This window comes from Haloferax prahovense (genome assembly GCF_000723845.1).
GTDB lineage: Archaea > Halobacteriota > Halobacteria > Halobacteriales > Haloferacaceae > Haloferax > Haloferax prahovense.
Genome location: NZ_LK053000.1, coordinates 1,313,950 through 1,333,429, shown reverse-complemented (window position 1 = coordinate 1,333,429; position 19,480 = coordinate 1,313,950). Strand labels below are relative to the sequence as shown.

Genomic DNA, 19,480 nt, shown 5'->3' with positions numbered 1-19,480 from the left:
GCGGGCTCAGAACTTGTCTTGGATGATGCCGAGCGTCTCCTCGCGGTCGTCCCACGCCACGAAGATTGCGACGGAGGTCGCGGAGGTGATGGCGTCGTGGATGTTGATGCCGGCGTCGGACAGCGGCTGAACGATGTCGAGGATGACGCCGGGGCGGTTCGGGAGTTCGCCGCCGGTGACGCGGACGACGGCGATGTCGTCTTCGACGGTGACGGAAGACAGCGCGTCGTCGGCGACGACGCGGTCGTGGAGGACGGCCTCGGCCCGGTCGGAGTCGTCTTCGAGGACGTAGAACGTGATAGAGTCCATCCCGGAGGCGACCGAGTCGACGTTGATGTCCTCTTCTCGGAGGGCTGCCGAGAGGTCCGCGAGGATTCCCGGTCGGTTGCGAATCGCTCGCCCGGCCACGGTGAGACACGCGAGGGGTTCTTCCTGCATGTCGATGAGGTTGTGGAACTCGCCTTCGATGAGCGTCCCGCCGGTGAGCAGGTCGCCGTGCTGGTAGTGGACGACCCGAACGTCGAGCCCCGCGTCCTTGTACGAGAGCGCAGACGGCGCGACGACCTCGGCCCCACGGAACGAGAGGTTCCGAAGCTCGTCGACGGTGATGCGGCCGACGTTGCGCGCGCCTTCGACCACGCGCGGGTCGCCGGTCATGACACCCTCCACGTCGGTGACGATGACGACCTCGTCGGCGTCCATGTAGTTACCGAGCATCACGGCGGAGGTGTCGGAGCCGCCGCGGCCGAGCGTCGTGATTTCGCCGTCGTGGTTCTGCGCGAGGAAGCCGGTGATGACCGGAACGACGCCGTCGAGTTCGGCGGCGAGCTTCGCGGCCCGCTCTCGGGTCGCCTCGACGTCGACCTCGCCGAGGTCGTTCGTGATGACCGGCCACTCGTCGGTGCCGGGTTCGACGAACAGGGCGTTGACGCCGCGGGCGGCCAGCGCCGCCTTGAGCATGCGCACGCTGGTCCGCTCGCCCATCGAGACGATTTCGGCGCGGTCGCGGTCGTCGGCCTCGAACTTGATTTCGTCGAGGAGGTCGTCGGTCGTCGAGCCCATCGCGGAGGCGACGACGGCGATTTCGTGGCCGTGTTCGACGGCCGCGGCGATGGAGTCCGCGGCGCGGTTGATTCGGTCACCGCTACCGAGCGAGGTGCCGCCGAACTTCGCGACTACGCGCATCGTCCCTCCGGTGCGTCGCGTCGCTTCGGGGCTTCGTTGGTAAACATGCGAGGGGCTAACGCGGGGGGACGTATAACTATGTCCTCCGATTCAACCGTTGCCGTCACCCTCGAATCCGGCGTCGAGACGGCCCGTACCGCCGCCTCGCGTGCGGAGATTTATCACCGAAGGCGCGGTACGTTCGGGTATGGATGTCAGAGACGCCGTGGACACCGACGCCGAGGCGCTCGCCGCCGTCGCCGACGCGCCGATACGGGCGATGCGGCGGCTGATACGCGACCGCACGGTCCGTCTCGCCACCGCCGACACGGGCTCCGACCCGAACGCCGACGCGCCGGCCGACGACGAACCGGTACTCGGGTTCGTCGGCTTCGACGTCCGCGACGGCGTCCTCCACGTCACTCGGCTCGGCGGGACCGAGCCGGCGGTACGGCGGCTGCTCGAAGAGCCGCTCCGCTTCGCCAGCGCCGAGAGCCTGCCGGTCGAGGTGCTCGTCCTCGAATCCGAGCGGCCGCTGTGTGACGCGGTCGAGCACGCCGGGTTCGACCGCGTCGGCCACGGCCCGCGGTTCGAGGGGTCGCCGACCGTCCGGTACGTCCTCGACGAGACGGGGTAGTCCAGCCCGCGGGGCGCGACCGCCCAGTTCGCTCCCGTCGCGCGCAACGAGGGCGCGGTCGGCGAGAACCGACGGTGGGAATACATACCTCCCTCTCGTTTGGTGGCCCATGACCGAACGACGCGCGAACCGGCGGCCGGGAGTGAGACGACTGTGACCACGGTCGAAGAGTTGTTCGTCTCGCTCGCCGGCTCGGACCCGGTGATGCAGGGCCTCCTCGGCGGCATCGTCATCGCCGGCATGAACATGGTGGGCGCGCTTCTCATTCTCGTCTGGCGCGACCCCTCGAAGCGCTCGCTCGACACGCTCCTCGGCTTCGCCGCCGGCGTCATGCTCGCCGCGAGTTTCACGAGTCTCATCCTCCCCGGCATCGAGGCGGCGGGCGGGAATCCGATTCCGGTCCTCGCCGGCTTCGTCATCGGCGTCGTCGTCCTCGACCAAGCGGACCTGTGGATTCCGCACGTCCACATCCTCGTGACCGGCAAGACCCGGACGGACGCCCCTGAGACGGAGAAGAAGATGGCCTCGGTCGTCCTCTTTATCGTCGCCATCACCATCCACAACATGCCCGAGGGCCTCGCCGTCGGGGTCGGCTTCGGCTCCGGCGACCTCGGGACGGCAATCCCGCTGATGCTCGCCATCGGCATCCAGAACATCCCCGAGGGGCTGGCGGTCTCCATCGCCGCCGTCAACGCCGGCCTCCGGAACACGACCTACGCGACGTTCACGGGCATCCGAGCCGGCCTCGTGGAGATTCCGCTCGCCGTCTTCGGCGCGTGGGCCATCCAGTACGCCTCGGCGCTGCTCCCCTACGCGATGGGCTTCGCCGCCGGCGCGATGCTGTTCGTCATCTCCGACGAAATCGTCCCCGAGACGCACTCGAACGGTCACGAGCGCGTGGCGACCTTCGGGACGATGGTCGGCGTCGTCGTGATGCTCTACCTCGACGTGACGCTCGGGTAGTCGAGTCGGGGTCGCGGAACCCGAAAACAGAACGCCCCGGAAAACGCCGCAAAAACGAGAGTTCGAGTGGAAGCGAAGGGGTTCGGTCGTCGGTCCGCCGTCAGGGGACTCGGCGTCGAGCGCGCGTCAGTCGTCCGCGGCCGGTGGGTCGGACGGAACCTCGTGGTTGGAGAGACCGGCGGTCGGCGCGAGGAACTTCGCCGGGTCGAAGGCGTCGAGGCCGTCGTCGGCGGCCACGCGCGCCGGCCAATCCGGATTGGCGAGCGCGCTCGTTCCCAGCGTGAACAGGTCCGCGCCGGCGTCGACGGCGGCCCCCGCCGCGTCGGGGTCACCGAGACCGCCGTTGGCGATGACGACCGTGTCGTCCGCGACGTGTTCGGCGGCCGCCTCGGCGAGCGAGGACCCGTCCGCGCCGAAGGTCGGACTCGTCGCGTCGGTCTCGGTCGTGTGGACGTAGTCGGCTCCGGCGGCCGAGAGCGCCTCGAAGAAGACCGCGGCCGCGTCCTCGCCTTCTGGCCACTCGTAGTCGCCGTCGGTCACTTTCTCTTGGGAGACGCGGATGCCGACGACGAACTCCTCGGGGACCGCGTCGGCGACCGCAGAAAGGACCTCGGCGGGGAACTTAACGCGAGACTCGGGGCCCCCGCCGTACTCGTCGTCGCGCTGGTTCGCGTCCGCCGCGAGGAACTCGTTGAGCAGATAGCCGTTCGCGCCGTGGAGTTCCACGCCGTCGAAGCCGGCTTCGACCGCGTTCCTCGCCGCCTGTACGAAGCCCTCACGAGCGGTTTCGAGGTCCACCTCGTCAGCCGCCTTCGGGACGGCGAACTCGCCGCTCCCGCCGTAGGCTTCCGCCTTCTGGCCGTCGGGCTGGACCGCGGAGGGCGCGAGCGTCCGGTCGCCGTCGAGGTGCGGGTTCCCCTGCGACTGCGCCCCGGCGTGCATTAACTGCGCGAAAATCGGCGTGTCGACCTCGTGGACGGCGTCCGTGACGTTCGTCCACGCCTCGACGTGGTCGTCGGTGACGAGCCCCGGCTGGTTCAGATAGCCTTGGCTGTACGCGTCGTCCGTGTAGACGCCCTCGGTGACGAGGAATCCGAACCCGCCGTCGGCGAACTTCCGGTAGTAGTGGGCCATCTCGTTCGTCGCCAACCCCTCGTCGGTGGCGCTGATACGCGTCATCGGTGCCAACCCGGCCCGGTTAGCGAGCGACAGGTCGTTCAGGATCGTCGCGTCGAACAGCGCGTCGTCAGTCATCACCGATTCTGCGCGCGTCGCGGATAAAAAGCGACGGCGGAATGGTCCCGACCCCCGCACATCCGGCGTGCTATCAGGGGGCACGCTGAGCAGGAGAACGGCCGCCGACTCAGGAGAACTTCCGAACCGTCATGTTCAGCGTGTCGAGGTCGACAATGGGGGCGTAGCCGGCGTCGGGGTCGATGTTGACGGACTTCTGGAAGTCGGTCTGGGCCTGCCAACAGCCGGAGTTGACCGCGAGGACGTTGTGGTACTTGCCCCAGCCGAGCTTGTGGACGTGGCCGGTGTGGAAGATGTCGGGCACGTCCTCCATGACGAGGTAGTCGAGTTCCTCGGGCGCGAGGCGGGTGTGGCCCCCGAACTGCGGCGCGACGTGGCGCTTTTTCAGGAGCTGATACATCGCCTTGTGCGGCTCGTCGTAGCTCGCCTTATCGGCCGGCAGCTCGGCGATGACCTCGTCGAGCGAGACGCCGTGGTACATGAGAACGTTGACCCCTTCGAGCGTGATCATCGAGGGATTGCTCGTGATTCGAGCGTCGTGGGCCGACATGATATCGCGGAGTTCGTCGTCGAAACCGGGTTGTGGCTCCGCGAGTCGGACCGCGTCGTGGTTGCCCGGAATCATCACGATGTCGAGGTCGCCGGGCACCGATTTGAGGTGCTCCGAGAACGCCTCGTACTGCTCGTAGATGTCGATGACGTCGAGTTCCTCGTCTTGATTCGGGTAGACGCCGACGCCCTCGACCATGTCGCCGGCGATGAGGAGGTACTCGATGCGCTCTGCCTCCTCGGTGTGGAGCCAGTCGGCGAAGCGATTCCACGCGCCGGCCATGAATTCCTGGCTGCCGACGTGCACGTCCGAGATGAGCGCCGCCTGCACGTCCCTGTCGGCGGTGTTGGGTCGGTGGCTCCGCGGCACGTCGGGGAAGTGCATCGAGTCGACGAAGAGGATGCCCGCGTCGCCCGAGAGCGTCCCCTGCACCGCGATGCACTCGTCCATGAGGAGTTCGTCGACGTAGCCCGCGATGTCCTTGTCCTTCATCACGAGACAGGGGAACGTCCCCGTCGTGTCTTCGAGTTCGATAATCCAGTGGCCGCTCTTGGTGGAGCGAACGTCGTCGACGAGGCCGATGAGTTCCGCGTCCTCGCCGCCGGACATGTTCGAGATGGCCTTCGCGGGACGGTGGTTGACGCGCCCGCGGAGCATCTTCGAGAGCTTCTCGTAGCGGTCGCGGAACACCTTCACGAAGTCGTCGTACTCGCCGGTTCCCGTCGACTGGCCGGTCATGTCGTTGGCGATTTCGAGGGACCGAAGCGCCGGGTCGACGTTCCGCCCGGTCGGCTCTCCCTCGGCTTCGGCTGGAGTCGATTGAGCGGTGTGGTCCGCGTTGTCGTGCGATGTTGCAGCGGAAACAGGGGGGTCTGACGCGGCGGTGGCAGACGCGTCGGCGTCCGTAACCTGCGCGGCGGCCGGGCCGGTCGATTCCGTTCCCGGCGGGTCCGCGGCGGGGGCGGACGCGAGCACCTCGCGGACGTGGTCGGCGGTGATGCGAAGCGCGTCGTCCGGGACGGCTTCGACGACGCGGGCGAGGGTGCGGCCGGGGTCGTCGGAGCCGGCGATGAGGGTCACGGCCTCGCGTTCCGCGTTGTAGCCGCGACCGACGAGCGCCCGGACGATGCGCGCCGGCGTCTCCAGTGGCACACCCGGAGTGTGCGACACGCGGCAAAAAGGATGCCGAAACCCAGAACGTTGAAACCCAGTCCGGGTAAACTGGGAGTGATGAGTGACGACGACGGTCGCCCGCCCTCCCCCGAACCGCGGCGCGGTCCCGCCTCCGACGAAGGCGTACTAACTCGACTCCGGACGGCAGAGGAGGGGCCGCTGCTGTTCGTCCGCGAAGTTCTGACGAGCGCGCTCGCCGTGTTGGCCGTCGGGTTGTTCCTGTTCGCGGTGAGCGGCGTGTGGCCACCGATGGTCGCCGTCGAAAGCGGGAGCATGGAACCGCACATGCACAAAGGCGACCTCGTGTTCATCACGGGACCGGACCGGTACGCCCCGGACGCGTCCGTCGAGGGAACCGCCGTCGTCACGGCCGAGACGGGCGCGGATGTCGACTATCGGAAGTTCGGCGGCCCCGGCAGCGTCATCGTCTACGACGACCCCGGGTCGGCAGGGCCACCGATTATCCACCGGGCGATGTTCTGGGTCGACGAAGGAGAGAACTGGTACGACCGGGCGAACCCCGAATATATGTCGGCCGACAACTGTCGAGAACTCGCCAACTGTCCCGCGGAGTACGCCGGCTTCATCACGAAAGGAGACAACAACCCGCGGTACGACCAGGTGAGCGGCATCGCCGACCCGGTCCGACCCGAGTGGGTCCAAGGCGTCGCGCGGGTCCGCATCCCGCTTCTCGGGTGGGTTCGCCTGACGCTCGCCAACTCGATGGCGACGACGACGCCGGTCCCACCCGTGTCCGTTGAGTCCGTCGAATCCGTCGACGTGGCGACCGAGGACGTGACCATGATTGAGGCGACAGCCACCAACATACCGACGACGGCACCGCTTCCGGTCGAGACGTCGAAGACAGCAGTGCACGGCGACGCGGTCGCGGCGTGATCCGGGTTCGGTAAGCAGGACTAAGCAGAGCGGAACTTCTACGACGGCACCAACCAGAGAGCGACGATTGTCGTTTAGTGATTGTCGTTTAGTTATCGAACCGCGCCTGCACGAACGGCTGTGCGCTCTCGATGTCGCCGAGTCGGGAGTCCGTCAGCAGGACGGCCTCGGTCTCGTCAATGGGGACAGAAAGGCTGATTTCCTTGGTTCGGCCGTAACGACCCTTCGAGACGACGACGGCGTTGACGATGCCGAGCATGTCGAGTTCCGAGATGAGGTCGGTGACGCGGCGTTGGGTGAGGACGTCGGCGTCGATCTCCTCGCAGAGGCGCTTGTAGATGTTGAACACCTCGCCGGTGTTGATGTTGCGGACGCCGTTTTTCTCCAGGAGGATGATGGCGAAGAGGACGATTTTCGACTGCGTGGGGAGGGTACGGACGACCTCGACCACCCGGTCGAGTTCGATTTTGTCCTGCGCCTGCCGGACGTGTGCCTCCTCGACAGTGTCGGCCTGCCCGCGCTCTGCGAGCTCGCCGGCCGTGCGGAGCAGGTCGAGTGCGCGCCGGGCGTCACCGTGTTCCTGCGCGGCGAAGGCGGCACACAACGGAATCACGTCGTCCGTGAGCGCGCCGGGCTTGAACGCCACGTCGGCGCGGTGCTGGAGGATGTCGCGGAGCTGATTCGCGTCGTACGGCGGGAAGACGATTTCCTCCTCGCCGAGGCTCGACTTGACCCGGGGGTCGAGGAAGTCGGTGAACTTCAGGTCGTTCGAGATACCCATGATGGAGATGCGGGAGTTGTCGAGTTCGGAGTTCATCCGCGAGAGGTTGTAGAGGGTATCGTCGCCCGACTTCTCCACCAGCTTGTCGATTTCGTCGAGCATGATGACGACCACGCGCTCCTTGTAGTCGACGGCGTCGAAGAACGTCGTGTAGACCCGGTCGGTCGGCCACCCGGTCATCGGCACCGTCTCCATCTCGTCGGCGTCGTCGTCGAGTTCCGCCGCGCGCTCGTCTATCTCGGCGATGGAGTCGTAGGGCGTGTCCGCGAGGGCGTTGGGGTCTTCCGTCGCCCGCGTGCGCATCTCGTCGAGTCGTTCCTGTTCGGCCTCGATGCGCTCGACGTTCTTCTCGATGAACTTGTTCGCCAACTGCGCGAGCACGCGGTACTGCGTGTCTGTCACCTCGCAGTTGATGTACTCGACCTCGCAGGGCACGTCGTACTTCTGGGAGGTGGATTCGAGTTCCTGACTGACGAACTTCGCGCTCGCGGTCTTGCCGGTCCCCGTCTTCCCGTAGATGAGGATGTTCGACGGCGTCTCCCCGCGCAGGGCGGAGACGAGAATCGTCGCCATCTGGTTTATCTGGTCGGTCCGGTGAGGGAGTTCGTGCGGGGTGTACGACGGCCGAAGGACTTCCTTGTTCTCGAAAATCGGCTCGCCGGCGAGGAGGTCGTCGAACAGCCCCTTCGAACCCTCGTCGTCGTTGAGGACGACCTTGTCGAGACCGACGTCGGGGTCTTTGTGCTGGTCGAGGTCCTCGTCGGGCGCGTCGGCGTCGGGGCCGATGCTCGCCTGAATGTCGATGTCTTCGGGGGAGACGTCGTCCTCGGCGGCGGATGTCGGTGCCCCGGAGGACGCATCGTCAGCGGACGCGTCGGTACTGGGTGCATCGCCAGAGTCGCCGTCGACGGCGCTGTCGTCCGACGTACTGTTCCCGACTTCTCCTCGTGCGCCGCCTCGCGGATTCTCTTCCTCGTCCATCGTGAATACCCCTTTGTTTCAAGTGGAATAGTCGCCCGCAGCGGCGCATACGGTGCGTGAGGCCGGTGGTAGCCGGCATCTGCGCGTCACGCCGAAGAAGGCGATTCCAGATGATGCAAAGGAACCAAACGAACAGTCGGTACAAAAATCTTACTTCTCCGACTCGTCTGCCGCCGTCCGACCGGAACTCGGCCGGACGGGACCGTTTCAACACGAGCGCTCGATTCGCTCGGAGGACGGAGACTCCTCGCGACCACTGTTCGGAAGCGCCGGTTGGAGTCGTCAATCGATTGAGGTCGTCAGTTGGAAGTCGGGAGTCAGTCGAGGGTCAACCGGGGGTCAGTCGATGGAGGTCGGCAGGTCGTATCGACACCGAGAGCGGAGCGTCTCGGAGTCGAAACCATGGCCGGGAGTCAGGGATGGGTGAGGAAGGGTTCGGATGAGGCGAGTAGTTCGAGTCGATTGGAGAACGTAGTCGACGTGGGGTCTGATAGAGTCGACCGGCTGGGACGGAGGGAATTGGGCACAGTGGCGTCGAGGTGAAACGGGTCGGTTCGAACAATCGCACTCTACCGAGTCGAACCGCGGGACGCGTCGAGACTCCAAGCGATAGTGGTAGATTTCGACGAACGGCAGTTGCACACCGGACATCCGGGCGGCACCACACCGGACTCCCGGTTGACGCGAAACCCACCGGTCCGCGCGGGTGGAGTGGAACTCGGAGTTGAGTGGGTGTCCGACGAGAAAAATTGGTCCCCGCAACCCCTCTGTTTCGTGTGGAAACGGGAAAAACACGCTTCCGGAGAAATCGAGGAACTGAGGAGTTCAGCGACTGTTCTAACCCCTTGGTTTCCTCTGCAATTAAGTGGGTGTTTTCCAGTTCGACGGGAAACCCTTGGGGCTCGGAGCCCCCACACCCCTTCGTTTCGGGTGGAGCCGTGAGAGAGTAGGGAGGGGGTCTCGGCGGTCTTTAGATACAGATAGTTTTATTAACTATATTATCATACCGTAACCGTACTGGGGCAAAAAGAGATATTATTGTACTCCCCTAGAATAGAATTAACGTCCCACCGCCGTCTAGCGGTCTCCCCCCACCCACCCCTTCGGGCCGTTCCACCCGAAACGAAGGGGTGGGGGTGTTACCCCTGCGACGAGTTCACGTCCGTGGAGTGGCCCGCCTCGACGAGAGAGCCACTACCGGTACGGGGCCGGACTTCCGGCACCGATATCGTTTCGGTCCCGTCCCCTCCTACTCACTTCGGCGGACGAAGTCGGTAGTAGCGGCGGTTGAGGTTGTACATGTACCCCTTGCGCATCGTCTTCAGCACCGCGTAAGAGGCCGCCCCGGCGACCCCTTGTTGAGGAACGGTACGACGGCGATAGCACCGACGACGTTCGCCAATACGCCGTAAGTGAGTCGGAAGTGGGCCGTCTCACGAGTCTTGCGCTCGCTCCAAGTAGGCGTCTCGTCGTCGGGGGCTACGATGCCCGCGCCGTCGGCTTGCACACTTTGTTCGGGAGGGTCTGGTTCCCTCATGGTTACAGGAACCCGTTCTAACTACCTTTCGAATTGACAAATATCTGCATTCCAAACGTCATCAGAAATTAATTTCAAACTAGCTAACTAATTTGGCGGGGGTGAATATGCCATCCGAGCCGGCCGATGAGTTACTCGCTCGCGCTTTCGCCGAGGGTCGAATACCCTCACGCTTGTCTGTGTCTTGGCTAATCGGCTCGCGCGCACGCACGCTCGAAGTAACACAAATCGCCGAGTGAGACATCAGCGGAGGGATGCGGGACGGGGTCACTCCGTCGAGTCTCTTTTCGAAGGGTGCGGCCAGTGGCGTCTTTCCGCTGCCCCTCCCTGCCCCTTCGTTTCACGTGCAATCTCCCAGTTCTCTCTCGTCTTTTTCTCGCTCGCGTCGGTCCGTCGCGACCGCTGTCCACGACGTTCCTTTCTGTCGTCCTGTCTCCCACGTGACTGGTGTCTGACGTAGTGCTTAAGTGAGTCCGGTTGGGTGATACCTCCATACGCCCTCCACGACGCGTTCGGGAGGTGCGGGAGGCCCAGGATGGGACTGCTCACAGATTTAAGAGACAGCATCTCACGAGTCGTCGACCGGCTCTTTTCGGAGAGCGAGCCGAAGCGGATCGGTATATATGGCCCGCCCAACGCCGGGAAGACGACTCTCGCAAACCGTATCGCCCGTGACTGGACCGGTGACGCCATCGGTCCCGAGAGCCACATCCCTCACGAGACTCGCCGCGCCAGGCGGAAAGAGAACGTCGAAATCGAGCGGAACGGCAAGAAAGTCACCATCGACATCGTCGACACGCCGGGTGTCACGACGAAGGTCGATTACAAGGAATTTCTCGAACACGACATGGAGAAAGACGACGCCGTCCGCCGGTCCCGCGAGGCGACCGAGGGCGTCGCCGAGGCCATGCACTGGCTCCGCGAGGACGTCGACGGCGTCATCTACGTGCTCGACAGCACGAAGGACCCGATATCGCAGGTCAACACGATGCTCATCGGCATCATCGAGAGCCAGGACCTGCCCGTGCTCATCTTCGCGAACAAGATCGACCTCGAAGACTCGAACGTCGAGCGCATCGCGAACGCGTACCCACAGCACGAAACAGTCGAGTTGTCGGCGCTCGAAGGGGAGAACATGGACGAAGTGTACGCCAAAATCGCGGAGTACTTCGCGTGATTCACCATGCCTGAAGCAACCGCCTCCGACAACGGCTCCGACGGGGTCCAGATAGACCTCTTCAGCGGGAATCGGATGGCAAACCTCACCAGCATGGAGAAGATTCGGCTCATCCTCGACGGCGTTCGCGACGGCAACATCGTCATCCTCGAGGAGGGCCTTTCGCCCGACGAGGAGTCGAAGCTCATCGAGGTCACGATGGCCGAGATAAGCCCCGACGAGTTCAACGGAATCGAAATCGAGACGTACCCGCGTTCGCAGACCGCAGACCAGAGCTTCCTCGACCGGCTCATGGGCCGACAGTCGACCCAGAAGCTCACCGTCATCGGTCCCGCGAACCAGATTCAGACGCTACACAAGGACGAGAATCTCATCAGCGCGCTCGTCTCGCGAAAGTAGGGGGTCCCACGAACGCCCTCACGCGCCATCCGGCGTCAACATCTATCAATGCCACATCAATGCACCACGTGCGGTAAGGTGTTCCCCGACGGCTCGAAGGAGATGCTCTCGGGGTGCCCGAGCTGCGGCGGCAACAAGTTTCAGTTCAAGCCCGCGTCGAGCGGGAGCGCTCCCGCGAGCGCGAGCGACGACGCGACGTCGACGGGCGGCGCCGGAACGCGGGACCTGACCTCCTCGGCGGCCGACGCCGTCCGAGACCGCGGGCAGCGTCAGTCCCATCCCGATTCGACCGACGAGGAGTCGATGACCGTCAGCGACTGGGCGAACGCGAATGCGGACGCGGACGCCTCACAGCGAACCGAGACTGCCGATGCCGCCGGCTCGACCCAGAACGAGCCGTCGTCGACCGACGCGGCCGACGCAAGTGACGCGCTCGACGTCCCCGAAACCAAACCCCGCGGTTGGGGTGAATGGCCGTCTGCGCCCGGCGAGTCCCCGGGGGCCGAGCCGCAGGACCCGGAAGCGTCGCGGAACGAATCGCGGGCCCAATCGGCCTCGGAGCAGGCCAGCCGCTCGCGGGGACCGGATTCGCCCCCGAACCGCGAGCCGGGCAAAATCAACGCGCGCGAGACGGACGAAGACAACTCCCAGAAGAGCGCGCGGAGCGACGTCGTCACCCCCGAGGAACTCGCCGCTGCCGACGCGAACCGGCGCGGCTCGCCGGCCGAGACGCCGTCCGAAGCGCCTTCCGGCCCCGACCCCGACGCGGCTGCCGGTCAGTCCACCGACGCCGCGCCCACGGACGCGGACGGCACGGTCATCGAGCCGTCGTCCGACGACCGACCCAACCTGGACCAGCTCCGCGAGGAACTCAACGACCAGTTCGAGAGCATCAAAATCGTCAATCCCGGTCAGTACGAACTCAATCTCATGGAACTGTACGACCGCGACGAGTACATCATCTCGCTCCGCGAGGACGGCCGCTACGTCATCGAAGTCCCGGATTCGTGGGGCCCCGGCAACCGCGAAGACTGAGCGCGTTCCTCGCGTCGAACTGATTTTCCGACCCCGTTGTTTCCGGTGGAACGCCGGCCGTTCGGTCTCGCGGACGAGTCCGTCCGTCGAATCGGCACAATCGTTATATACGATAGTTGAGAGTATATCTCCTTGGGGAAGCGCTATGTCCAATCCGCACAACGAAAAAGTCGCCGAGTGGGCGTCGCTCCTCGGAGCGTCGCTCCCGTCCGCGCGACCAGACGACCTCGACCTCGACACCGCCGACAGCGCGGGGTAACGACCGCCGCGGTTTCCACCGGCGGACCGCTTTACTTTCACCCCGCTCTGCGAACCCTTATCGGCGAGGACGCGTAATCGTCACCGATGTCGGCCTCCGAGGACGTTGCGTACGTGGACCACCCGCTACTCGCGCCGTCGTTCATCGAGCGACGGCTCTATCAGATTCGCCTCGCCGGTACCGCGCGCAACGGCCACACACTAGTCTGTCTCCCCACCGGCCTCGGGAAGACGACCGTCAGCCTACTCGTCACGGCCCAGCGGCTCTACGACGTCGGCGGGAAGTCGCTGTTTCTCGCGCCGACGAAGCCGCTCGTCCAACAGCACGCCGACTTCTACCGCGAGGCGCTGAACGTCCCGGACGACGAAATCGTCGTCTTCACCGGCGACGTTCGGCCCGACGACCGGGCTGAACTCTGGCAGGAGGCCCAGATTGTCATCGCCACGCCGCAGGTCATCGAAAACGACCTCATCGGCAACCGCATCTCGCTTCGGGACGTGACGCACCTCACCTTCGACGAGTGCCACCGCGCGAGCGGCGACTACGCCTACGTCTACATCGCAGAGCGCTACCACGCCGACGCCGAAGACCCGCTCGTCACGGGGATGAGCGCCTCGCCGGGCGGCGACGAGGAGGCCATCCTCGAAGTCTGTGAGAACCTCGGCATCGTCGACGTGGAGGTGATGACCGAGGAGGACGCCGACGTGTCGGAGTACACCCACGACACGGACGTGGAGTGGAACCGCATCCAACTCCCCGACGAGATTCTGGAGATACGCGACGCCCTCAACGAGGTCATCACCGACCGCCTGGAGAAACTCAAGCAGTTGGGCGTCACCAAGTCGACGAAGCCCGATATCTCGCAGAAGAAGCTCAACCGGATGCGCGCGGAGCTACAGCGGCTGATGAACGCGGACAAGTCGGAGGGCTACAAGGGTATGTCCACGCACGCGGAGGTGATGAAGCTCCGCCGGGCTGTCGAACTCGTGGAGACCCAATCGGTCGAGTCGGTCCGGCGGTACTTCGAGCGCCAGCGCAACGCCGCCCGGTCGTCGGGCGCGTCGAAGGCCAGCCAGCGACTCGTCGCCGAACCGAAGGTCCGCGAGGCGATGCGGAAAGCCGAGTCGTTCGACGGCCTCCACCCGAAGTTCAGGAAGACGCGCATCCTCCTCGCGGAGACGCTCGGCATTCAGGACGGCGAGCGCGTCATCGTCTTCACCGAGTCCCGCGACACGGCCGAGGCGCTCACGGAGTTCCTCTCGGAGAGCTTTTCCGTCCGGCGGTTCGTCGGGCAGGGCGACCGCGAGGGCTCCGACGGGATGACCCAGAACGAACAGCAGGAGACCCTCGACAAGTTCCGAAGCGGCGAGTTCGAGGTGCTGGTCTCGACCTCCGTCGCGGAGGAGGGCCTCGACGTGCCCGAGGTCGACCTCGTGCTCTTTTTCGAACCCGTGCCGACGGCCATCCGGTCCATCCAGCGGAAGGGTCGGACCGGTCGTCAGGCCGACGGTCGCGTGGTCGTCCTCCTCGCCGAGGACACCCGCGACGAGGCGTACTTCTGGATATCGCGCCGTCGCGAGAAGACGATGCAAAACGAGCTTCGCGACCTCAAGGGTGCGGCCGACGACCTCGAAGCCGAACTCGACCCCTCCCAGCGCGACCTCTCGGCGTTCGCGGGAGACGACGGAAAATCCACCCAGAATTCGGAGGGTTCCACCGGAAACGGGGGGGTTGACGCCGCGACCGAGAACGGTGCAAACGGAGCGTCGGACGCCGCACCGACCGCCTCGAACGGACAGACCGCGGCCGCCGCGGCGACCGACTCGGACGGACAGTCCGGCCTCGCCGACTTCGGTCCCTCCGACGAGGAACTGGCGCGGGCGGAAGATGGTGATGACGGCGACGACAGCGACGACGCGCCCGTCCGAGACGAGGACTCGAACGATTCCAATGCCAACCTGTCGTCAGAGACCGAAGGCGACGAGTCGGGCGAACTGGCCACCGTCGCCGCGGCAGGAACGGACGACGAGGAGACCGTCGAAATCGTCGTTGACCAGCGCGAACTCGACTCCAACATCGCCCGCACTCTCTCGAAGCGCGAGGACCTGACGACCCGGTTGGAGACGCTCGCGGTCGGCGATTACGTCCTCTCGGACCGCGTCGCGGTCGAACGAAAGAGCGTCTCGGACTTCCTCGACACGCTCACTGGCGGCGACCGCTCGATATTCGAACAGATAGCGGACCTCACGCGTCACTACGCCCGGCCACTTCTCATCATCGAGGGTCGTGGTCTCTACGAGGAGCGGAACATCCACCCCGGCGCGATTCGGGGGGCGCTGTCGTCGGTCGCGGTCGACTTCAACGTGAGCGTGCTGTTCACGGAGGACGAAGACGACACCGCGGAGATGCTGGCGACCATCGCCACCCGCGAGCAGACGGACCGCGAGCGCACCGTGAGCGTTCACGGCGGCAAGAGCGCGAAGACGCTCGACGAGCAACAGGAGTACGTCGTCTCCGCCATCGCCGACATCGGCCCGGTCACGGCGCGGACGCTGCTCGAAGCGTTCGGGAGCGTCGAGGCGGTCATGACCGCCAACGAGGACGACCTCAAAGAGGTCCGTGGCGTCGGCCAAGTTACCGCCGAGCGAATCCGCGAGGTCGTCGGGGCGGAGTATCGCTGAGCGGTTTTCCTGCCCGTAGGCGCGTCAGGAGACGAGGGTCAGATGGGCTCGGTCCGAAGCACCGTTCGGTGGCGCTTTCGAAGTCGGCTCGTTCGACGACTCGGTCTTCGTTGCCGCCACGAGGTGAACGTTCCCGCCAGCCCGACCGCCGTCTCGATGGCGACGTCGAGCGCGTTTGCTCGCGTCGGTGCCGCCGGTGTGGATGAGTGTGCATCTCCGAAACAGAGGGACCGCAGTGTGTTGATTTCAACCGCCGAGAGAGATTGCGGTTCGCGGGTCGGTTATCGGTCGAGCGCGGAGATGGCCTCGGCGGCCTCGCGCGCGGCGGCCAGGTACTCGGTCGCCCGCCGCGGGTCGTCGGTCGACTCGGCGCGCTCGGCGGCCCACGTCAGCGTCCGCACGAGCGACTCGCGCGCGTCGGTGACGTCGCCGGCGACCTCGCGGCGTGCACGCTGCCCGGTCGCCCTCTGGTCGCCTGCGGTTCGCGCCGGCGGGGTCGCAGCACGCCCGTTCACGCCGGTGGGGTCGCGGCGCGCCTCGTCGGCGACGCGGGTTCCTTGGCCCTGCGCCGGCTGTCGCGTTCCGGCCTGTGGTCGCTCGGAGTCCGACGCCTCGGCGGTGACCGCCGCAGAGTCGGCCGCCGCATCGGCGCTCTCTACGGACTCGGTCGCTCCGCCGGACGAGGCCTCGACCCCGGCCTCGGACACGTCGGCTTCGACGGCCGCCTCGGCGGCCCGCTCCGCGTCTTGGTCCGCGTCCGCCGCGACCTGCCCCTCGGCCTGACAGGTCGGACAGAACACCTGTCCCTCGTAGCGGAACAGCGGGTCGCCGCAGTTGTCGCAGTGTTTGTTCGTCATCGTCGCGCCCTTGAGGAGCAACTCGCTCATGCGCTGGGTCGAACGGCGCTTCTTTTCGTCTCGTTCGTACTTCTCCCGAAGTCGCTGCCGCTCTGCTTCCTTATCGAAGTCGCTCATGTGCGTGTGGACGCGACGTGCGTCGAAAAACCCCACGGCGTCGCTCGGGTGGGTCCGTCACCGACGGTCTCACCGGCTCTCGCGGCCGACCACACCCCGCCGCTGTCGGTCGAAATTCGACGACTGACGAACAGATAATCGACAGACGGCGCTTCGGTGCCCGTTTCGAAACGTTTACTCGGAATCCACAGCCTGGTTAATGTGGTATGACGAAAGTTAGCGTGATTGGTGCGGCCGGGACGGTCGGCGCCGCGGCTGGGTACAACCTCGCGCTTCGCGATGTCTGTGACGAACTCGTGTTCGTCGACATCCCGAAGATGGAAGACAAGACGGTCGGACAGGCGGCGGACACGAACCACGGCATCGCGTACGACTCCAACACGGTCGTGACGCAGGGCGGCTACGAGGACACCGCCGGCTCCGACGTGGTCGTCATCACGGCGGGCATCCCGCGGCAGCCGGGACAGACCCGCATCGACCTCGCGGGCGACAACGCCCCCATCATGGACGACATCGGCTCCTCGCTCGCGGAGCACAACGACGACTTCGTTTCCATCACCACGTCGAACCCCGTCGACCTGCTCAACCGCCACCTCTACGAGACGGGCGACCGCGACCGCCACAAAGTCATCGGCTTCGGCGGCCGCCTCGACTCCGCCCGCTTCCGTTACGTGCTGAGCCAGCGCTTCGACGTGCCGGTCAAGAACGTCGAAGCGACCATCCTCGGCGAGCACGGCGACGCACAGGTGCCCGTCTTCTCGAAGGTCCGCGTCGACGGCAACGACCCTGCCTTCTCCGGCGACGAGAAAGACGAGATTCTCGGCGACCTCCAGGAGTCCGCCATGGACGTCATCGAGCGCAAGGGCGCGACCCAGTGGGGCCCGGCGACCGGCGTCGCCCACATGGTCGAGGCCGTCCTGCACGACACCGGCGAAGTGCTCCCTGGCTCGCTCGTCCTCGACGGCGAGTTCGGCTACGAGGACACCGCCTTCGGCGTCCCCGTCAAGCTCGGCTCGAACGGCATCGAGGAAGTCGTCGAGTGGGACCTCGACGACTACGAGGCCGACCTCATGGACGACGCGGCCGAGAAGCTCCGCGACCAGTACAACAAAATCGCGTAAGCCGCTCCGGCTCGCTCGCGCGACGAATCCAATCCGTCTTTTTCACCCGACGCGCTCGACTCCCCTCAGAGCCGTCGCTTCAGTTCATCGGCCGTCTTCTCGCCGACGCCGGGCACGTCCGTCAGGTCCTCGAGCGACGCCTCGCGGACGCCTTCGACGCTGCCGAACCGCGTGAGCAGCGCCCGGCGGGTCTTCTCGCCGACGCCGGGTACGTCGTCGAGGACGGTCTTCACCTCGTCGCGGAGCGTCTGGTGGTACTGGACGGCGAAGCGGTGGGCCTCGTCGCGGACGCGCTGGAGGACGTGCAGGTGCGGCGCGTCGTCCGGCCAGTCGAACGTCCGGTCGGGGGTGACCACCAGTTCGCGGTCCTTGGCGATGCCGACGGCGGGCACGTCCCAGCCGGTCTCGTCGAGGGCGTCGAGCGCGGCGTTCAACTGTCCCTTCCCGCCGTCGATGAGGAGTAAGTCGGGGTCCGGGCGGTCGTCGCGGCCCTCCAGCGCGCGGGTCGCCCGCCAGCGGACGAGTTCTCGCATGTTCGCGTAGTCGTCGTTGCGCTCGGGGAGTCGCCGCCGGCGGTAGTCCGAGGTTTCGGCGCTCCCCTCGACGAAGCACACGTCGCTGCCGACGACGGCCTTGCCCTGCGCGTGGCTCACGTCGAAGCCCTCGATGCGGGAGGCGCGGCGCACGTCGAGGTCGAGTTCGCGGGCGAGCGTGGCGAGTCCGTCGTCGCGGCCGGCGCGTCGGCGGGCGTTCTTCAGGGCGAGTTCGACCAGTTTCGCCTCGCGGCCCGCGCCGGGGACGCGGACGCCCACGCCCTCCGATTCGAGCCACGCGACCACGTCCTCGTCGTCCGGATGCTCCGAGAGGACGACCGCGTCGGGGAGTTCGCGCTCGGCGTAGAACTGCGCGAGGAACGCCGAGAGGACGGCGGCCGTGCGGTCTTCGCCCTCGGGCGCGTCGAGGTGGTGGCGGGTCCGGTCGACCAACTGGCCGCGCTCGGCGTGGAGTCGCGCGACCGTCGCCGAGTCGCCGCGGAGCGAGACGCCGAGCACGTCGATGGCGCGCTCGTCGGTCTGCGCCGAGACGGCGTCTTCGCCCGCGCCGTGGAACGACTCGACGACTTCCAACCGGTCGCGGAGGTTGGCGGCGCGCTCGAACTCCGCGTCCTGTGCGGCGGCTTCCATCTCTCGCCGGAGCGGGTCGGCGAGGGCGCCCGTCTCGCCCTCGAAGAATCGAACTGCCGACTCCACGTCCTCGCGGTAGTCGCGCTCCGCGATTTCGCCGGTACAGGGAGCCGTACACAGGCCCATCTCGTAGTCGAGACACGGCCGCGAGCGATTCGAGTACTTGTGGTCCGAACAGCCGCGAAGGCCGTAGGTCTCCCGAATCGCCTTCACGACCGTCTCGACGCGGCCCTTGTCGGTGTACGGTCCGAAGACGGTCGCGGAGTCCTCGGGGTCGCGAGTGACCTCGATGCGCGGGACCGCGTGGGCCGTCAGTTGGACGAGCGGGTAGGACTTGTCGTCCTTCAGGCGGACGTTGTAGCGCGGCTGGTGGCGCTTGATGAGGTTGGCTTCGAGGAGGAGCGCCTGCGTTTCAGTGTCGGTAACGGCGAAGTCGATGTGCTCCGCGCGGTCGATCATCCGGGAGATGCGCTCCGACCGCGGGTCGGCGTACGACCGAACCCGCGCGCGGATGTCGACAGCCTTCCCGACGTACAGCACCGCGTCGCCGGCGACGAACTGGTACACGCCGGGGTCCGACGGAAGCGCGCTGGCTCGTTCGCTGACCGCGGCAGGGTCCATCTGGGGTGGCTTACCGCGCGAAGGGCTTGAGGCTGACGCGTCGAGCGAGCGGGACGGTCGATTCGGTCGTCTCGCCGCCTCGGATGTTATCT

Annotated in this window: 14 protein-coding genes and 1 pseudogene; 8 read left to right on the top strand and 7 right to left on the bottom strand. The window is 66.1% G+C overall.

Annotation, left to right across the window (positions count from 1 at the left end; all coding sequences use genetic code 11):
* Window positions 1-6 precede the first annotated feature (6 nt).
* Complete coding sequence (locus tag BN984_RS06550) at window positions 7-1,185, bottom strand: aspartate kinase (protein ID WP_008090944.1); 1,179 nt, start codon at window positions 1,183-1,185, stop codon at window positions 7-9.
* Window positions 1,186-1,372: 187 nt separating this feature from the next.
* Between BN984_RS06550 and BN984_RS06545 the strand changes: the two genes are divergently transcribed.
* Both BN984_RS06545 and BN984_RS06540 read left to right on the top strand, forming a co-directional pair.
* Complete coding sequence (locus BN984_RS06545) at window positions 1,373-1,801, top strand: hypothetical protein (RefSeq protein WP_008090941.1); 429 nt, start codon at window positions 1,373-1,375, stop codon at window positions 1,799-1,801.
* Between the two features lie 153 nt (window positions 1,802-1,954).
* The gene (locus BN984_RS06540; RefSeq protein ID WP_008090940.1) at window positions 1,955-2,764 is read left to right on the top strand and encodes a ZIP family metal transporter; all 810 of its coding nucleotides are present in this window, start codon (window positions 1,955-1,957) and stop codon (window positions 2,762-2,764) included.
* Window positions 2,765-2,890: 126 nt separating this feature from the next.
* Here the strand turns inward: BN984_RS06540 and BN984_RS06535 are convergent, their stop codons facing one another.
* Together BN984_RS06535 and BN984_RS06530 are read right to left on the bottom strand one after the other, a co-directional pair.
* Window positions 2,891-4,018, bottom strand: coding sequence for an oxidoreductase (locus tag BN984_RS06535; protein WP_008090939.1), 1,128 nt, complete (start codon window positions 4,016-4,018; stop codon window positions 2,891-2,893).
* 109 nt (window positions 4,019-4,127) lie between these two features.
* Complete coding sequence (locus tag BN984_RS06530; protein WP_008090938.1) at window positions 4,128-5,720, bottom strand: DNA-directed DNA polymerase II small subunit; 1,593 nt, start codon at window positions 5,718-5,720, stop codon at window positions 4,128-4,130.
* A gap of 78 nt (window positions 5,721-5,798) precedes the next feature.
* Between BN984_RS06530 and BN984_RS06525 the strand changes: the two genes are divergently transcribed.
* The gene (locus BN984_RS06525) at window positions 5,799-6,638 is read left to right on the top strand and encodes a S26 family signal peptidase (RefSeq protein ID WP_181950688.1); all 840 of its coding nucleotides are present in this window, start codon (window positions 5,799-5,801) and stop codon (window positions 6,636-6,638) included.
* Between the two features lie 88 nt (window positions 6,639-6,726).
* Here the strand turns inward: BN984_RS06525 and BN984_RS06520 are convergent, their stop codons facing one another.
* Both BN984_RS06520 and BN984_RS20205 read right to left on the bottom strand, forming a co-directional pair.
* Window positions 6,727-8,400: a Cdc6/Cdc18 family protein gene (locus tag BN984_RS06520; protein ID WP_008090936.1), complete on the bottom strand. Its 1,674-nt coding sequence runs from the start codon at window positions 8,398-8,400 to the stop codon at window positions 6,727-6,729.
* Between the two features lie 1,253 nt (window positions 8,401-9,653).
* A pseudogene (locus BN984_RS20205) lies at window positions 9,654-9,814 on the bottom strand (cytochrome bc complex cytochrome b subunit); the annotation flags it as partial.
* A gap of 658 nt (window positions 9,815-10,472) precedes the next feature.
* Here BN984_RS20205 and BN984_RS06515 point away from each other — a divergent pair.
* The 4 genes from BN984_RS06515 (at window position 10,473) to BN984_RS06500 (ending at window position 15,488) form a co-directional block, all read left to right on the top strand.
* The gene (locus BN984_RS06515) at window positions 10,473-11,114 is read left to right on the top strand and encodes an Era-like GTP-binding protein (protein ID WP_004974066.1); all 642 of its coding nucleotides are present in this window, start codon (window positions 10,473-10,475) and stop codon (window positions 11,112-11,114) included.
* Window positions 11,115-11,120: 6 nt separating this feature from the next.
* On the top strand, window positions 11,121-11,513 hold the full coding sequence (locus BN984_RS06510; RefSeq protein ID WP_004044951.1) for a DUF2073 domain-containing protein: 393 nt from the start codon (window positions 11,121-11,123) through the stop codon (window positions 11,511-11,513).
* Between the two features lie 48 nt (window positions 11,514-11,561).
* Window positions 11,562-12,548: an OapC/ArvC family zinc-ribbon domain-containing protein gene (locus BN984_RS06505; RefSeq protein ID WP_081909182.1), complete on the top strand. Its 987-nt coding sequence runs from the start codon at window positions 11,562-11,564 to the stop codon at window positions 12,546-12,548.
* Between the two features lie 345 nt (window positions 12,549-12,893).
* On the top strand, window positions 12,894-15,488 hold the full coding sequence (locus BN984_RS06500; protein WP_049967906.1) for a DEAD/DEAH box helicase: 2,595 nt from the start codon (window positions 12,894-12,896) through the stop codon (window positions 15,486-15,488).
* A 281-nt stretch (window positions 15,489-15,769) separates the two neighbouring features.
* Here BN984_RS06500 and BN984_RS06495 read toward each other — a convergent pair whose 3' ends face one another.
* On the bottom strand, window positions 15,770-16,462 hold the full coding sequence (locus BN984_RS06495; RefSeq protein WP_049967905.1) for an Sjogren's syndrome/scleroderma autoantigen 1 family protein: 693 nt from the start codon (window positions 16,460-16,462) through the stop codon (window positions 15,770-15,772).
* 206 nt (window positions 16,463-16,668) lie between these two features.
* Between BN984_RS06495 and mdh the strand changes: the two genes are divergently transcribed.
* Window positions 16,669-17,583 (top strand): malate dehydrogenase, encoded by a 915-nt coding sequence (gene mdh / locus BN984_RS06490; RefSeq protein ID WP_049905028.1) that lies wholly within the window; start codon window positions 16,669-16,671, stop codon window positions 17,581-17,583.
* A gap of 65 nt (window positions 17,584-17,648) precedes the next feature.
* Here the strand turns inward: mdh and BN984_RS06485 are convergent, their stop codons facing one another.
* Entirely contained in the window at window positions 17,649-19,388 is a 1,740-nt protein-coding gene (locus tag BN984_RS06485; RefSeq protein WP_049967904.1) for an excinuclease ABC subunit C, read from the bottom strand.
* Between the last annotated feature and the right edge of the window lie 92 nt (window positions 19,389-19,480).

Bases quoted from the DNA above. Each gene is read 5' to 3' on its own strand.
- BN984_RS06550 (WP_008090944.1), bottom strand. From the start codon at position 1,185: ATGCGCGTAGTCGCGAAGTTCGGCGGCACCTCGCTCGGTAGCGGTGAC.
- BN984_RS06545 (WP_008090941.1), top strand. From the start codon at position 1,373: ATGGATGTCAGAGACGCCGTGGACACCGACGCCGAGGCGCTCGCCGCC.
- BN984_RS06535 (WP_008090939.1), bottom strand. From the start codon at position 4,018: ATGACTGACGACGCGCTGTTCGACGCGACGATCCTGAACGACCTGTCG.
- BN984_RS06525 (WP_181950688.1), top strand. From the start codon at position 5,799: ATGAGTGACGACGACGGTCGCCCGCCCTCCCCCGAACCGCGGCGCGGT.
- BN984_RS06520 (WP_008090936.1), bottom strand. From the start codon at position 8,400: ATGGACGAGGAAGAGAATCCGCGAGGCGGCGCACGAGGAGAAGTCGGG.
- BN984_RS06515 (WP_004974066.1), top strand. From the start codon at position 10,473: ATGGGACTGCTCACAGATTTAAGAGACAGCATCTCACGAGTCGTCGAC.
- BN984_RS06510 (WP_004044951.1), top strand. From the start codon at position 11,121: ATGCCTGAAGCAACCGCCTCCGACAACGGCTCCGACGGGGTCCAGATA.
- BN984_RS06505 (WP_081909182.1), top strand. From the start codon at position 11,562: ATGCCACATCAATGCACCACGTGCGGTAAGGTGTTCCCCGACGGCTCG.
- BN984_RS06500 (WP_049967906.1), top strand. From the start codon at position 12,894: ATGTCGGCCTCCGAGGACGTTGCGTACGTGGACCACCCGCTACTCGCG.
- BN984_RS06495 (WP_049967905.1), bottom strand. From the start codon at position 16,462: ATGAGCGACTTCGATAAGGAAGCAGAGCGGCAGCGACTTCGGGAGAAG.
- mdh (WP_049905028.1), top strand. From the start codon at position 16,669: ATGACGAAAGTTAGCGTGATTGGTGCGGCCGGGACGGTCGGCGCCGCG.
- BN984_RS06485 (WP_049967904.1), bottom strand. From the start codon at position 19,388: ATGGACCCTGCCGCGGTCAGCGAACGAGCCAGCGCGCTTCCGTCGGAC.